Below are 14,175 nucleotides of genomic sequence, written 5' to 3' on the forward strand. Positions count from 1 at the left end.
GGGTGGGCAACTTTCATTGCTGGTCCACGATTGGTTCGAGCTTCAGTGCGCCGCGCCGGATCTCGAACAGCATGACGCCGGTGGCAACGGCCAGGTTAAGCGAATCGGCACGGCCCGCTTGCGGAATTCTGAGCAGCCTGTCGCAACTCGCAGCCAGGCTTTCGGGCAGCCCCTGCTGCTCGTTGCCCATCATCAGCAGCACGGGCCCGCGGGAAAAATCGACCGAGCGGTAGTCGACCGCGCCCTTCAGGTGGGTGCCGGCGACGAGGCCTGAAAAGCCGCCTCGCCAGGCGAGGAAAGCCTCGGTCGTCGCTTTGGCCACCGGCACGGCAAAGATCGAACCCATGGTGGCGCGCACCGTCTCCACGGAAAAAGGATCGGTGGTGTCGCCGACCAGGATGACGCCCTTGGCTCCGACGGCATCGATGGTGCGGATGACGGTGCCGAGATTGCCGGGATCGCGCACCCGGTCGAGCGCCACCCAGACATCGCCATTGTCGGCGCGGACATCCTGCAGGGCCAGGAATTTTTGCGAAAAGACGCCGACTACCATTTGCGGATTGTCGCGACGGGTGATGGCGACCAGCACCTTTTCCGACACTTCGAGCACCATGCCGCCGGCGGCAACCGTGCGAGCGGCGACCTTCTCCACCGCCGCGTTGCCACGCCCGGCCTTGGCGAAAACCAATGTCCTGATCTGCCAGCCGAGATCGAGCGCATCGATAACCAGCTTCAGTCCCTCGGCCATGAAGGCGTTCTGCTGGTCGCGGAATTTCTTCTGCGCGAGCGCCTTGATGTCCTTGACCAGCGGATTGGCGAGGCTGGTGACTTCCTTCACCTGCCCGGGTGCGCCTGCATGCCGCTCGTTCATTCAGGCCACCCAACGCGAAAACAATGAGGTCGAAAGCGCCCGGCCGGCGGATTTTTCGCGGATGATCAGCTCACCCGATTCGACCTTGCCGCCCATGCCGGCAAAGGTGTCGCGCATCAGGGCATGGATGGCGAAGAAGGAGGCGCGGATCGAATAGGCGGTCAGCACAACGGCAAGCGGCTTCGGGGTCAAGATCGCGCGGCATAGGTCGGTCAAATCAGGCAAATCCTCGAACAATTGCCAGACCTCGCCCTTGGGACCGCGGCCATAGGCCGGTGGATCGAACAGGATGATGTCGTAGCGGCTGCCGCGACGCTCCTCGCGCTCGGCGAATTTCACCGCGTCGTCGACGATCCAGCGTATCGGCTTGCTGCCGAGGCCCGCCATCTCCTGGTTTTCGCGAGCCCAGCCGATCGCCTTCTTCGAGGCATCGACATGGGTGACCTCGGCGCCGGCACGAGCCGCAACCAGCGAGGCAAGACCCGTATAGCCGAATAGGTTCAGCACCTTGACCGGCCGCTTCGCAGCCGCGATCAGCCCGGCCATGTGGTCCCAGTGAGAAGCCTGCTCGGGAAAGACGCCGACATGGCGAAACGAGGTGAAACGGCCGAGATAGTCGGTGCCGTCATGTTTCATCGGCCAGGTCTCGCCGAGCGGCATCTTAGGGAAGCGCCAGCGGCCGATGCCTTCCTCGTCGACGTCACCGGTGAAGACGGCGTCGGCGCGCTCCCAGTCTTTTGCCGGCATGGCCTTTTGCCAGATTGCCTGACCTTCAGGCCGCACGATCCGGTAAGGGCCGTATTGTTCGAGCTTTTGGCCGGCGCCACTGTCGAGCAGCGCATAATCGGCATTGGGCGCCACTTCGAGGATCACCGGAAGATGCTCAGCGGGCAAGGTGCCGGCGCGGCGGGCAAGGACGCGTGGCGCCGATTTCGGCTCGGACCGGTTGCCCGCTTTCGCCTCATGCTGTTGGCGCGGCTGGGCGTCCGGTCCGGCAGGAACCTGGCCGGTACGCGGACGTGACACCTCCGCCGCACCCTTCGCGGATGGATGCGGACGGTTGTCGCGGCGTTTGTCGCGAAAAGACTTCAAGCAGGAGCAACTCCGAGCGGCGTGGCCGCTTTTGACATAGGGCAACCCGCTTCGCAACCAAGTCCGACGCGCCAGCCTCTTCAGTTTATGTCGGCCGGCGATGGACCAAAGTCAAAGAAACAGGCAAATCTGCCGGATGTCCCGCTCCGAACGCCTGCTCGACCTGATCCAGACGCTGCGCCGGCACCGCCGGCCGGTGAGCGGGCAGGCTCTGGCCGATGAGCTCGGGATTTCGATCCGCACGCTCTACCGCGACATCGCGACGCTGCAGGGCCAGGGTGCGCCGATCGAGGGGGAGGCGGGGCTGGGCTATGTGCTCAAGCCAGGCTTCATGCTGCCGCCGCTGATGTTCAGCGACGAGGAGATCGAAGCCATCGTGCTTGGCTCGCGCTGGGTCGCCAAGCAGCCGGACCAGCGTCTCTCGGCTGCTGCCGCCAACGCGCTGGCCAAGATCGCCGCCGTGCTGCCGGACGATCTGCGCGAGGATCTCGACGCGAGCACGTTGTTGGTCGGGCCTCCGGCCGCGGCCGTCGAGGGCATCGATCTCGGTATCGTGCGGCAGGCCATCCGCAACGAGCGCAAGCTCGGCTTCCTCTACCGCGACGCGGCCGGCGCCGCGTCCGAGCGCGTGGTCTGGCCGTTTGCCCTTGGCTTCTTCGACAAGGTGCGGGTGGTGGTGGCATGGTGTGAGATGCGCCAGGATTTCCGGCATTTTCGCGCCGATCGCATCGAAGCACTTCAGGCAACAGACTTGCGCTATCCGCGCCGCCAAGTGCTGCTCAAGGAATGGCGGGCGACGCTCGACAAATCGCGCGGTCCATGACGGCTACTGCCAGAAACTGACAGTATGGCATCCTATGTTCGGCAGATCGAAACCCTGAACCTTGGAGAACGGACATGACCACCCCGAATTTCGTCATCCTCTATGTCGACCAGCCGCAGCAGAGCGGCGCCTTCTACAGTGCGCTGCTCGGCCGCGAGCCGGTCGAAAGTTCGCCCACTTTCGTGCTGTTCGTGCTCGATGCGGGTTTTAAGCTCGGCCTCTGGTCGCGCCACACAGTCGAACCGGCAGCGGCCGCGGCAGGTGGCGGCGCCGAGCTCGTCTTTGCGCTGGATACATCCGACGCGGTCGATGCCGCCCATGCCGACTGGTCCGGTCGCGGGCTGAAGATCCTGCAGACGCCGACCGACATGGATTTCGGCCGCACCTTCGTTGCGCTCGATCCCGATAATCATCGGCTGCGCGTCTGCTGGCTGTCCGACGGGGAACAGGCCAATGGAGGACAGAAATGAGAGCATACTGGATCGCCGTAGCCTCGGCTGAACATGTCAGGCGCGGCCGCCAGGTCGGCTTCATGCAGGTCAACCACGGCAAGGCGTCACCGCTGCGCCGGGTCCGGCCCGGTGATGGCATCGTCTATTATTCGCCGACCACCATTTTCGGCGAAAAGGACGGTTTGCAAGCTTTCACCGCGATCGGCACGGTGCGGGAAGGCGAACCCTATCAGGGCGACATGGGCGGCGGCTTCACGCCGTTCCGTCGCGATGTCGAGTGGGCAAAGGCCGAGGAGACGCCGATCAAGCCGCTGCTCGACAGGCTGGACTTCAGCGCGGGGAAGTCGAATTGGGGCTATCAGCTTCGGTTTGGCCTCTTCCCGATCAGCGCGCATGATTTTTCGCTGATCGCCGAAGCGATGGGCGCCAAAATGGCTGTATCGGCGAACTAGGGCTTGAGCACGTCATAGACCGCTATGCCGGCGGCAAGGTCTTCGAGCGCTGCGCCGACCGATTTGAACAGCGTGATCTCACCAGCGCTCTCGCGGCCTTTCTTCTGGCCGCGTGCGAGTTCATGCAGATCGGCGACAATGGCTTCCGGCTTCAATACGCCGGAGGCGAGCGGCTGGACGATGTCGCCAGCCTCCTTGGTGGCGCCGGCGCGGGTGTCGACAAAGACGCGGGCAAGCGCGATCGCGTCATCATCGCTTTCGCGCATCGTCGGCGTAAAGCCGCCGACTAGGTCGACATGTGTTCCCGGCCGCAACAGTGTGCCCTTGATCAGCGGCGTCGTCGTGATCGTCGCCGACGAGACGATGTCGGCCTGCTGAAGCTCGGCATCGAGATCGGTGGCGGCGCTGGCGGCGAAGCCTTCGGCCCGCAGATTGGCCGCGACCTTCTCGGCATTGGCCGGGGTGCGGTTCCAGATGCGGATGGATTTGATCGGCCGCACGGCGCTATGCGCCTTGGCGAGGAAAGGCGACAGCGCGCCCGCTCCGACCACAAGCAGCCGCGAGGCATCGCCGCGGGCGAGATAGGAAGCCGCGAGCGCCGAAGCGCAGGCGGTGCGCCACTGAGTCAGCCGCTGCCCGTCGATCAACGCCTCGGGCTCGCCGGTGGCGCCATTGAGCAGCAGGTAGAGTCCCATCACCGCAGGCTTGCCGACGGTGTTGTTGTCGGGCGAGACGGTGACGATCTTGACGCCGATGTGACCACCAGCCGACGTTCCGGCCGCGTTGAAATCGGTCCAGGCCGGCATCAAAAGCAAGGTGGAGGCCGCACCATCGGGCCGCTCGATCGTATGATGATGCCTGACCGGCTGCACCGCACCCTCGCGAAACGCCGTGCGCAGCGTCTCGACCAGTCCGGGAAAGTTCAGCGCGTGGTCGACCTCTGCGGCCGAAATGGTCAGCATGAAAAACTCCGTGGGGACAAAACCGCCGACGGGCGGTTCAAGTGGTCGGCTTCGGCAATGCCGCCCCTTGGGTCGATCCCTGGGCCGATCCTTGGTCCGGGCCTTTCGCCGCCGGCACGCGGCTGACCGCCTGGCGCAGGTTCTCGGCCTCGATGCCGCGCTGGCGCGCCAGCTTGCGATAGCGGCCCTGCTTGACCCAGGTTGCCAGGCTGCCAACGATCATGCCGATGGCGAGGGCCAGGAACAGAAAGATGAACAGCGGCAGCGTCAGCGTCAGCTTCGGATTGCCGGGATTGAACGGATCCAGCGTGAAGGCAACCAGTTCGCGATTGGCAACGGCGAGTGCGATCAGGATGATCGCAAGGGGCACGAAGATCACGATGAGGACGAAGCGATTGAACATGATGTTTTCCGTCGGAAGCTGGCCTCTCCGAGAGGCCGTCTGGCGCAGACGCCCGCCTACTTGCCGCCGTTCAGCCTTTCACGCAGTTCCTTGCCGGTCTTGAAGAACGGCACCCATTTCTCCTCAACCTCGACGGATTCGCCGGTGCGCGGGTTGCGGCCGGTGCGGGCGGGACGGTTTTTCACCGAAAAAGCACCGAAGCCGCGCAGCTCGACCCGGTTGCCTTCGGCAAGGGCGTCGGTGATTTCATCGAAGATCGCGCCGACGATGTTTTCGACGTCGCGTAGGAAAAGATGCGGATTGCGCGTGGCAATAATCTGCACAAGTTCGGACTTGATCATGAGACGGATCCCCGTGAAAGCAGTGCGGTCAAAATTATGAGGATGATTTTATTTGCTTTTTTCACTTGCCCCAAGCGGCATCTCAAGGGTGCCAGACGGAAACGAGACCGTCAAGAAACAAGCGGTCGGCGCCGAGTTCATGGATGATGTCGCCGCTGGAGGCCGGCAGGCCGAGCGCGCTGCCGATCGTCTGCGCCATCGCCTTGGAGAATAGGAAGCCGCCCCGCCGTCCGGTGTCTTTCCATTCGACGACCTCGAGTTTGGCATCGACGCCCTTGGTCGCCAGCCAGTTGACGGCTTCGGTCTCGCCGCCGACGGCGTCGATCAGTCCGTTGGCGAGACCCTGGCGACCGGTGAAGATCGAGCCGTCGGCAAGTGCCAGCGCTTGTTCGCGGGTCATCTTGCGGCGCTCGGCAACAATGCCGACAAACCAGTCGTAGCTGTCGAGGATGAGCTTGCGGACCATGGCGCGCTCGTCGTCATTGGTCGCCTTGAACGGAGAGGGCGCAGCTTTCAGCGGCGAGGATTTCACTTCCTCCAGCTTGACGCCGAGCTTGTCCATCAGGCCGCTGACGTCGGGATATTGGATCAGGACGCCGATCGAGCCAACGATCGAGGTCTTGCGGGCAACGATATGATCGGCGGCACTGGCGATCATATAGCCCGCCGATGCGGCGAGCGTGCCGACCTCGGCCACGACAGGTTTGTCGGCGGCCAGCTTGCGCACCTCGTCATAGATCGATTCACCGCCGACCGTGGTGCCGCCAGGCGAATCGATCGACAGGATCACGCCTTTCACCTTCGATGACAGGCGAATGGTTTCCAGCCGCTTGATCAGTTCCTCGTCCTCGGTAATCGTGCCTTCGATCTTGACCTTGGCGATATGGTCGACCACCGAGCCGCCGAAATCGTCGCCATAGAACCAGGCTGAAAGCGCGATCACCCCGAGGGCTACGATGCCGATCGCGGCAACGCGCCAGAATGTCAGCTTGCGCCGTAAGCGGCGGCGGTCGATCAGGTCGTCGGCTCTCGGTGCCATGGTCAGCCTTTCAGTCGGCGGGAGGAGACGCTTTTAGACCATGATCCTCCCATCGGGAAGCAATTCTCTTTTGTGCATGGCGAGACAATTCATTCAGCAGGGGCGAGATGGCCACCCGCGTCGGCAATCGAGTAGGACGGCTAGACGGGCTCCCACCCCTTTCTGCTCACGTATTTGTGCAGTCGCCCCGAGGCGCGCAGCGCGACCGATGGCGGATATAATTTTACGCCGCGTGTCTGTTTCTGCTATGGAGAACGTGCGGTTGTGCGGATCTCGTTTTCATCTGTACAAGAGCGGCTGTCACATTTTTGCAGTTTTCGTGGGCTTGTGCTTGCTTGAAGGCGCCGGCGTCCCACCTATAGGCGGTGCTCGGGGCGGGCAGGGGTTTAGAAGAAAGCAGTGAATGTTAGCGCGACCGATTGAACCGACCAACGCCGAGATGGAGTTGGCTCCCCCGGCGGACGGCCGGACGCGCGGCGACGCTTTCGACCGCGCGCGGCGTCATTCGCGCCGCGTGCGCGTTCTCAAATTCGCCGTGCCGCTGGCTGCTGCACTGATCGCCATTGCTTTCCCGGTCTATTCCTATCTCGCCGCACCAGTCTCCGTCACGGTCCAGGCGGAAGGCACGGCCTTTTCCAACGGCAAGCTGGTGATGGCCAATCCTAAGCTAAACGGTTTCACCAAGCAGAAGCAGCCCTATTCGATGACCGCGCTGCGGGCCATTCAGGATGTCGGCACGCAAGGCATCATCGAACTGGAAGGCATCGATGCCAAGGTGCCGATCGCGCCTGACAATGTCGCTGCGATCAAGGCTTCGCATGGCACTTACGATCGTGACGGCAACACGATGAACCTGACAAGCGACGTGACGATCACCACAAGCGACGGCATGCAGGCCAATTTCAAATCTGTCTTCCTCGACATGGGCAAAGGCACTATGAAGACGGGAGATCCCGTCGATGTCAGCCGAGGCGGTTCGCGGATAACAGCGGATTCGATGTCGGTCCGGGACAATGGCAAGGTTCTGGTTTTCGAAAGCAAAGTGCGCGTCAATATCGATTCCGCCGCCTTGAAAACGGCAGAGGGAAACAGCGGAGAAACCAATGCGGCTCAGTAGTTCGACGCGGCTCGCGGCTGCAACTTCAGCGTTGCTGCTGCTCGGACTGGCGCCGTCATTGGCGCAGACCACCAGCCAATCAGGTCTCAAGCTGTCCGGCGACAAACCGATCCAGATCGAAAGCGACAAGCTGGAAGTCCGTCAGGCCGACAGTGTCGCCATCTTCACCGGCAATGTCAGCGTCGTCCAGGGGCCGACATTGATGAAGGCCGGCAAGATGATGGTCTATTACGTCAAGGATTCCAACGCCGGCGGCAAAGGCACGGAAGCGGCCGGCGCGGCGGCGATGACCGGTTCGGCCAACATCGATCACATGGAGATATCCGACAAGGTCTACATCAAGTCGGATGCGCAGGTCGCGACCGGCGATCAAGGCAGCTTCGATATGAAGAGCCAGGTTCTGGTGCTTTCGGGCAAAAAGGTCGTTCTGTCGCAAAACGACAACGTCCTGGTCGGCTGCAAGCTCACTGTGCAGATGAAAAGCGGGCTGGCTCAGGTCGATCCATGCGCTGGTCAACGCGTCCAGATGTCGATCACCCCGCCGCCGAAATCGGGAGCGACGAACCCCTGATGGCCAGCCTGTCGTCGCTGACGGCGCGTCTTCCGGGACGGGCCGCCGGCAAGCTTTCGGCGCCGACCACGGTGACCGTCGATACGGGAAAGTTCAAGGGAACCCTGATCGCCAAGGGTCTGACCAAGAGCTACAAGGGCCGCAAGGTCGTCAGCGGCGTCACCATCGGCGTGCGCGCCGGCGAGGCCGTCGGACTGCTCGGGCCCAACGGCGCCGGCAAGACGACCTGTTTCTACATGGTCACGGGCCTGGTGCCTGTGGATGAAGGCACGATCGAGATCGATGGCTTCGACGTGACCTCGATGCCGATGTACCGTCGCGCCCGCCTCGGCATCGGCTATCTGCCGCAAGAGGCCTCGATCTTCCGCGGCCTCAATGTCGAGCAGAACATCCGCGCCGTGCTGGAAGTGGTCGAAAAAGACCGCAAGGTGCGCGAACGCAATCTCGACGAGTTGCTTGAGGAATTCCACATCAGCCATCTGCGCAAGTCGCCGTCCATGTCGCTCTCCGGCGGCGAGCGGCGGCGCCTGGAAATCGCGCGTGCGCTGGCGACCCGTCCGGCCTACATGCTGCTCGACGAGCCTTTTGCCGGTATCGATCCGATCGCCGTCGCCGATATCCAGCAATTGGTGCGCCACCTGACAGCGCGCGGCATCGGCGTCCTCATCACCGACCACAATGTGCGCGAAACGCTAGGCCTGATCGACCGCGCCTATATCATCCATGCCGGCCAGGTGCTGACCCACGGTCGGGCCGACGAAGTGGTTGCGAACGCCGATGTGCGGCGGCTTTACCTCGGCGAGGGTTTTACGCTCTGAGCGTGAAATTTGTTTCCTGACACGATTTTTTCGCACTCGCGGGGCTTTTTTCCTCGATTTTGAGCCGCGATAACGCTCCGGTAAGTGGGTTTTGCTAGCAATTGCCTTGACAAGCAAAAGCCGGGCCAGTTTCTAATGGCCGGCTGCAAAAATTGTTCTCCGGAAGTCCGGATGCGTAGACGAGGCGTTTGAAACCGAACCATGGCATTGGCGGCCAAACTACAGCTACGACAATCACAGTCGCTGGTGATGACGCCGCAGCTGATGCAGTCGATTCGGCTGCTGCAGTTCACCCATGTCGAACTCGAGCATTTCATCGACGAGGAAATCGAGCGCAACCCGCTGCTTGAGCGCGCCGAGCCGCAGGACGATGCCGCCGGCGAACAGGCGCAGAAGGTCGAGGCGGAGCCGCAGGCCACCACCGACGGCGACTGGTTCGAAAAGGAAATGCAGTGGAGCGCCGAAGCGATTTCGGACAAGCTCGACACATCCCTGGAAAACCTGTTTCCCGACGACCCGGGAACCAGCGAGCGGCTCGGTCCCGACCTGACGGCGCAATGGAAATCGGCTTCCGGCAATGGCGCGAGTTCCTCATCCGAAGGTTTAGACGCCGGCGACATGGCGGCCGCGGCGATCACGCTGCGTGACCATGTCGGCGAACAGGTCGCGCTTGCCTTTGCCGATACGACGGCACGGTCGATCGCCGCCGACCTGGCCGATGGCCTCGACGAGGCCGGTTATCTGCGCGCCGACCTGGCCGAGATCGCCGCCCGTATCGGTACGGACGCCGCCGCAGTGGGTAAGGTACTGGCGGTGTGCCAGACCTTCGAGCCGGCCGGCCTGTTTGCCCGCGACCTTGCCGAATGCCTGTCGCTGCAGCTTGCCGTGCGGGACCGGCTCGATCCGGCGATGACGGCGCTGATCGCCAATCTCGAACTCCTGGCGCGGCGTGATTTCCACGCGCTGAAACGGATCTGCGGCGTCGACGAGGAGGATCTGCTCGACATGCTGGCCGAGATCCGGGCGCTCGATCCCCGGCCCGGTATGGCATTTTCGGGTGGCGCCAGCGATGCGATCGTCGCCGATGTCGAGGTGCGTGCCGCCAATGACGGCAGCTGGACGGTAGAACTCAATGCCGAAACGCTGCCGCGCGTGCTGGTCGATCATATCTATTTCGCCCAGGTCTCGCCGCAGGCGAAGAACCAGGCCGAAAAGGATTTTCTGGCCGAATGCCTGCAGAACGCCAACTGGCTGACACGCAGTCTCGACCAGCGGGCGAAGACGATTCTTAAGGTGGCCTCGGAAATCGTGCGTCAGCAGGATGCCTTCCTCGTCCATGGCGTGCGCCAGTTGAAGCCGCTCAACCTACGCACGGTGGCCGATGCCATCGGCATGCACGAATCGACGGTCAGTCGGGTCACCGCCAACAAATACATGCTGACGCCGCGCGGCGTGTTCGAACTGCGTTACTTCTTCACCGCCTCGATCGCGGCGTCGGGCGGCGGTGACGCGCATTCCTCGGAAGCCGTGCGTGACCGCATCAAGCAACTGATCGACGAGGAAAAACCCGTCGACGTACTTTCCGACGATGCGATCGTCGACATGCTGCGGGAGAGTGGTGTCGATATTGCCAGGCGTACGGTCGCCAAGTACCGGGAAGGAATGAATATTCCCTCCTCAGTGCAGCGCCGGCGCGAGAAACGGGCAATGGCCAGCGCCGGGCGCTGACGCGGTTCGACTTTCCTCAGGCCAGCACTTCATTGACAAGCCGCGGTGAAGTGGCTAGAAGCCCGCCCGCATGAGACGGGCTAGATGCCTGCATGCGGATGGTCCGTCACGACGTTGGCCTCGGGACGGTCAAAAGGCGGCTTGTGATCAACCGGAAAGTTCGGATTTAAAATCGGCGCGAGTGACGCCGCAAAGCTTGTGCGCACGGATCACGAGTATAAACTCGGGCCAGTTTGAAGCCTGAGCAAGGAAGGTCAGTTTTCAGATGAATCTGCGCATATCGGGAAAACACATGGATATCGGCGATGCGTTCCGCACACGCATCAATGATCGTGTCGGCGAAGCGATCGGCAAATATTTCGATCGCGGCTTTGCCGGTCACGTCACGGTCATCAAATCGGGCTCGCGCTATTCGGCGGATTGCATGATCCGGCTGGATTCCGGCGCTTCGCTGCAGGCTACCGGCGATGCCCAGGATCCGACATTGGCCTTCGAGGCCGCGGCGGATCGTCTGGAGACCCGCCTTAGGCGCTACAAGCGGCGACTGAAGTCGCACAGTTCGGGTGCCGCAAATGGCGAACCGACCGACATTGCCTACACGGTGATGGCGCCGCTTGCGGACGACGACGAGGATATTCCGGAGAATTTCGCACCGGCTATCGTCGCCGAATCGACCATGACGCTGAAGACCATGTCGGTGGCGTCGGCGGTCATCGAGCTCGACAACAAGGACAGCCCGGTCTTCGTCTTCCGCAACGCCGGAAACGACCATCTCAACATCGTCTATCGCCGGCCCGATGGAAACATCGGCTGGATCGACCCGTTCACGACCAAGGTCGCACAAGCGTGACGACAAGGATCGCACGGACGTGACGACCACGGTCGCACTGGGATAAGAGCCGGCCGCACGAGGGGTGGGGACTGGTGACGGCAGGCGAACAAGGGATTTCAAGCATGGATCTGAGCGATCTTATCAACGTCCCGGCGATACTGCCGGCGTTGAAGGCGAACTCCAAGAAGCAGCTGCTCCAACTGCTGTCCGAACGGGCAGCGGCGATTTCCGGCATTCCGGAACGGGAGGTGTTCGACACCATCCTGCAGCGTGAACGGCTGGGCTCGACCGGCGTCGGCAACGGCATCGCCATTCCGCACGGCAAGCTGGCCGGCGTGAAGCGCATCGCGGGGGTTTTCGCGCGGCTGGAGACGCCGGTGGATTTCGAGTCGCTCGACGATCAGCCGGTCGACCTGGTGTTCCTGCTGCTGGCGCCGGAAGGTGCTGGCGCCGATCATCTCAAGGCCCTGTCGCGCATCGCGCGGGTGCTGCGCGACGCCGACACTGTGGCCAAGATCAGGGGCACACGCGACGCCGCGGCAATTCACGCGCTTTTGTCGGACACCCAGGCCTCACACGCGGCCTGAACTCAGGACGAAATCCTCGCAAGGGCCGCCACGGACGGCCCTGCTCGTTTCGATTGGGATCACCTCAGTGAATGGCGACCGTGGTCAGGTCGTTTTCCATGGCGCCGGCCAGTGCACGGTCACGCGCATCGGAAAGCAGGATCGGCTGACCATTGGCAGCAAACAGCGCCCACAGTTCCATGCCGGGCGCGATTTCGCCGAGGTTAGGGAACCGGCCGAGCAATTCGTCGCTCGAGACCTTTCTGAGATAAGCGACCGAGCCCTCGCCGAGATGCGCGAATTCGCCATTGGTCATGGTGATATTTTCAGTTCTGGTCATTCAAAGCCTCCTTGGCGCGAGGACGCCGCTCAAGGCCATCCCGCATGAGAGCCATCGGTAAAGATTAGTCTTTCACCGATATATTTATTTTCCGTACCAGCCGTTCGGACTCCGGCCGATCGAGATCGATCGACAAAAGGCCGTTCTTCAGCTCCGCCGCGATCACCCGCATGCCGTCGGCCAGCACGAAACAGCGCTGGAACTGGCGCGCGGCGATGCCGCGATGAAGAAATTCGCGCTCGGTGTCGTCAGTCTGACGGCCTCGCACGACCAACTGGTTTTCCTCCGTTGTGACATCGAGATCGCTTTCGGCGAAACCGGCGACAGCCAATGTGATGCGCAACCTTTCGGTCTTGCCGTCGGCGCCGCTGAGGCGTTCGATGTTGTATGGAGGATAGCTGTCACCGGACTTCGCCAAACGTTCCAAGGTCTTTTCCATGGCGTCGAAACCAAGGAGAAGCGGGCTGGAAAAAGGCGTCATTCGGCTCATGTTACACTGTCCTCTCAAGAGCGACATCAAGTGGAAAAACCCAGATGGCATTTTTCCCGATGGTCTTGATATGGTCCGCCCCGCGACCAAGTTCAAGCCGTCAATAGACCCGCCCAAAAAGACCAGGTCGTGGACTCACAGGAATGATCGGCATGGCGCTTGAAACGGCGAGCAGATGCAGGGAGAAGCGCGCAGGCCGGGATCGTCTTCCCAGGTCGAGCGGTTCGACGTGGCAGCTCGCGGCCGCTTCGGCGCAGTTTGGATGTTTCGATCAGATTCATTCAAAGTCCATGGCCTCGCCAAACAAGGAATTGAAATGCCCCAATCACGCAAGATCATCATCGACACGGATCCCGGCCAGGATGATGCCGTCGCCATTTTGCTGGCGCTCGGCAGCTCCGAGCTGGAGATCGTCGGCATCACCGCCGTTGCCGGCAACGTGCCGCTGAAACTTACCGAAAAGAATGCCCGCAAGATCTGCGAGCTGGCTGGCCGCCCGGATATCAAGGTCTATGCCGGCGCTATCCGGCCGCTGATGCGCGAACTGGTCACCGCCGAGGAAGTGCATGGCAAAACCGGTCTCAATGGCCCGCAACTCCCCGAACCGACGATGAAGCTGCAGGACCAGTATGCGGTCGATTTCATCGTCGAGACGCTGATGAAGGAAGAGAGCGGCACGATCACACTTTGCCCGCTCGGTCCGCTGACCAACATTGCGCTGGCGCTGATCCGCGAGCCGCGCATCGCACCGCGCATCAAGGAAATCGTGCTGATGGGGGGCGGCTTCTTCGAAGGGGGCAACGTCACGCCGGCCGCCGAATTCAACATCTATGTCGATCCGCATGCCGCCGATGTCGTGCTTAAATCCGGCATTCCGATCGTGATGATGCCGCTCGACGTCACCCACAAGGCGCTGACCACCGCCAAGCGCACGCAGACTTTCCGTGCGCTCGGCACAAAGGTCGGCACCGCAACCGCGGAAATGCTGGAATTCTTCGAGCGCTTCGACGAGGAGAAATACGGCACCGATGGCGGACCCCTGCACGACCCCTGCGTCATCGCTTATCTTCTGAAGCCTGAACTCTTCAGGGGTCGCAACTGCAATGTCAGCGTGGAAACCGCCTCGGAACTGACCATGGGCATGACCGTGATCGACTGGTGGGGCGTCACCAAACGGCCGAAGAACGCCATGGTGATGCGCGACATCGACCATGATGGGTTTTTCGCCCTGCTGGTGGAGAGATTGGGGCGGCTTTAGGGCCCTCTTTGCCTTCTCCC

At 62.2% G+C, this 14,175-nt stretch carries 18 protein-coding genes; 10 read left to right on the forward strand and 8 right to left on the reverse strand.

Translation table 11 applies throughout. The annotated features are described in order from the left end of the window. Positions 1-13: 13 nt before the first annotated feature. Together NKJ01_RS00225 and NKJ01_RS00230 are read right to left on the reverse strand one after the other, a co-directional pair. Entirely contained in the window at positions 14-871 is an 858-nt protein-coding gene (locus NKJ01_RS00225; protein ID WP_352725094.1) for a TrmH family RNA methyltransferase, read from the reverse strand. After that, on the reverse strand, positions 872-1,963 hold the full coding sequence (locus tag NKJ01_RS00230; protein WP_352725096.1) for an RsmD family RNA methyltransferase: 1,092 nt from the start codon (positions 1,961-1,963) through the stop codon (positions 872-874). Positions 1,964-2,099: 136 nt separating this feature from the next. Here NKJ01_RS00230 and NKJ01_RS00235 point away from each other — a divergent pair, with 136 nt between their 5' ends. From NKJ01_RS00235 to NKJ01_RS00245, 3 genes are all read left to right on the forward strand, one after another. Further along, on the forward strand, positions 2,100-2,786 hold the full coding sequence (locus NKJ01_RS00235) for a helix-turn-helix transcriptional regulator (protein WP_352725098.1): 687 nt from the start codon (positions 2,100-2,102) through the stop codon (positions 2,784-2,786). Positions 2,787-2,860: 74 nt separating this feature from the next. After that, the gene (locus NKJ01_RS00240; protein WP_352725100.1) at positions 2,861-3,256 is read left to right on the forward strand and encodes a VOC family protein; all 396 of its coding nucleotides are present in this window, start codon (positions 2,861-2,863) and stop codon (positions 3,254-3,256) included. Then, positions 3,253-3,690 (forward strand): EVE domain-containing protein, encoded by a 438-nt coding sequence (locus NKJ01_RS00245; RefSeq protein WP_352599433.1) that lies wholly within the window; start codon positions 3,253-3,255, stop codon positions 3,688-3,690. Before NKJ01_RS00240 ends, NKJ01_RS00245 begins: the two co-directional genes overlap by 4 nt. Here NKJ01_RS00245 and lhpI read toward each other — a convergent pair. From lhpI to sppA, 4 genes are all read right to left on the reverse strand, one after another. After that, positions 3,687-4,652 (reverse strand): bifunctional Delta(1)-pyrroline-2-carboxylate/Delta(1)-piperideine-2-carboxylate reductase, encoded by a 966-nt coding sequence (gene lhpI / locus NKJ01_RS00250; RefSeq protein ID WP_352725102.1) that lies wholly within the window; start codon positions 4,650-4,652, stop codon positions 3,687-3,689. The genes NKJ01_RS00245 and lhpI overlap by 4 nt on opposite strands. A 37-nt stretch (positions 4,653-4,689) precedes the next feature. Next, the gene (locus NKJ01_RS00255; protein ID WP_023760747.1) at positions 4,690-5,055 is read right to left on the reverse strand and encodes a DUF1049 domain-containing protein; all 366 of its coding nucleotides are present in this window, start codon (positions 5,053-5,055) and stop codon (positions 4,690-4,692) included. Between the two features lie 56 nt (positions 5,056-5,111). After that, complete coding sequence (locus NKJ01_RS00260) at positions 5,112-5,396, reverse strand: integration host factor subunit beta (RefSeq protein ID WP_006200394.1); 285 nt, start codon at positions 5,394-5,396, stop codon at positions 5,112-5,114. 82 nt (positions 5,397-5,478) lie between these two features. After that, the gene (sppA, locus tag NKJ01_RS00265; protein WP_352725105.1) at positions 5,479-6,435 is read right to left on the reverse strand and encodes a signal peptide peptidase SppA; all 957 of its coding nucleotides are present in this window, start codon (positions 6,433-6,435) and stop codon (positions 5,479-5,481) included. Positions 6,436-6,838: 403 nt separating this feature from the next. Between sppA and lptC the strand changes: the two genes are divergently transcribed. The 6 genes from lptC (at position 6,839) to ptsN (ending at position 12,088) form a co-directional block, all read left to right on the forward strand. Next, positions 6,839-7,552: an LPS export ABC transporter periplasmic protein LptC gene (gene lptC / locus NKJ01_RS00270; RefSeq protein WP_023760745.1), complete on the forward strand. Its 714-nt coding sequence runs from the start codon at positions 6,839-6,841 to the stop codon at positions 7,550-7,552. Then, positions 7,539-8,123 carry an LptA/OstA family protein gene (locus NKJ01_RS00275; RefSeq protein ID WP_352599441.1) on the forward strand — a complete coding sequence of 195 codons (585 nt, stop codon included), beginning with the start codon at positions 7,539-7,541 and terminating at the stop codon, positions 8,121-8,123. Before lptC ends, NKJ01_RS00275 begins: the two co-directional genes overlap by 14 nt. Further along, positions 8,123-8,941 (forward strand): LPS export ABC transporter ATP-binding protein, encoded by an 819-nt coding sequence (lptB, locus tag NKJ01_RS00280; RefSeq protein ID WP_023760743.1) that lies wholly within the window; start codon positions 8,123-8,125, stop codon positions 8,939-8,941. Before NKJ01_RS00275 ends, lptB begins: the two co-directional genes overlap by 1 nt. Before the next feature lie 201 nt (positions 8,942-9,142). Next, positions 9,143-10,669: an RNA polymerase factor sigma-54 gene (gene rpoN / locus NKJ01_RS00285; RefSeq protein WP_352725108.1), complete on the forward strand. Its 1,527-nt coding sequence runs from the start codon at positions 9,143-9,145 to the stop codon at positions 10,667-10,669. 265 nt (positions 10,670-10,934) lie between these two features. Continuing rightward, entirely contained in the window at positions 10,935-11,519 is a 585-nt protein-coding gene (gene hpf, locus NKJ01_RS00290) for a ribosome hibernation-promoting factor, HPF/YfiA family (RefSeq protein ID WP_023760741.1), read from the forward strand. Positions 11,520-11,623: 104 nt separating this feature from the next. Then, positions 11,624-12,088: a PTS IIA-like nitrogen regulatory protein PtsN gene (ptsN, locus tag NKJ01_RS00295; RefSeq protein ID WP_013529589.1), complete on the forward strand. Its 465-nt coding sequence runs from the start codon at positions 11,624-11,626 to the stop codon at positions 12,086-12,088. A 64-nt stretch (positions 12,089-12,152) separates the two neighbouring features. Here the strand turns inward: ptsN and NKJ01_RS00300 are convergent, their stop codons facing one another. Then, complete coding sequence (locus tag NKJ01_RS00300) at positions 12,153-12,407, reverse strand: BQ00720 family protein (RefSeq protein ID WP_023760740.1); 255 nt, start codon at positions 12,405-12,407, stop codon at positions 12,153-12,155. A gap of 64 nt (positions 12,408-12,471) precedes the next feature. Next, positions 12,472-12,897, reverse strand: a complete 426-nt coding sequence (locus tag NKJ01_RS00305; RefSeq protein ID WP_023760739.1) for an Hsp20 family protein — start codon at positions 12,895-12,897, stop codon at positions 12,472-12,474. Positions 12,898-13,213: 316 nt separating this feature from the next. On the opposite strand from NKJ01_RS00305, the gene NKJ01_RS00310 reads away from it, so the two are divergent. Continuing rightward, on the forward strand, positions 13,214-14,155 hold the full coding sequence (locus tag NKJ01_RS00310; protein WP_352599446.1) for a nucleoside hydrolase: 942 nt from the start codon (positions 13,214-13,216) through the stop codon (positions 14,153-14,155). Positions 14,156-14,175 lie beyond the last annotated feature (20 nt).

Origin of the sequence: Mesorhizobium sp. M0276, from assembly GCF_040321755.1 — a bacterium.
Lineage (GTDB): Bacteria > Pseudomonadota > Alphaproteobacteria > Rhizobiales > Rhizobiaceae > Mesorhizobium.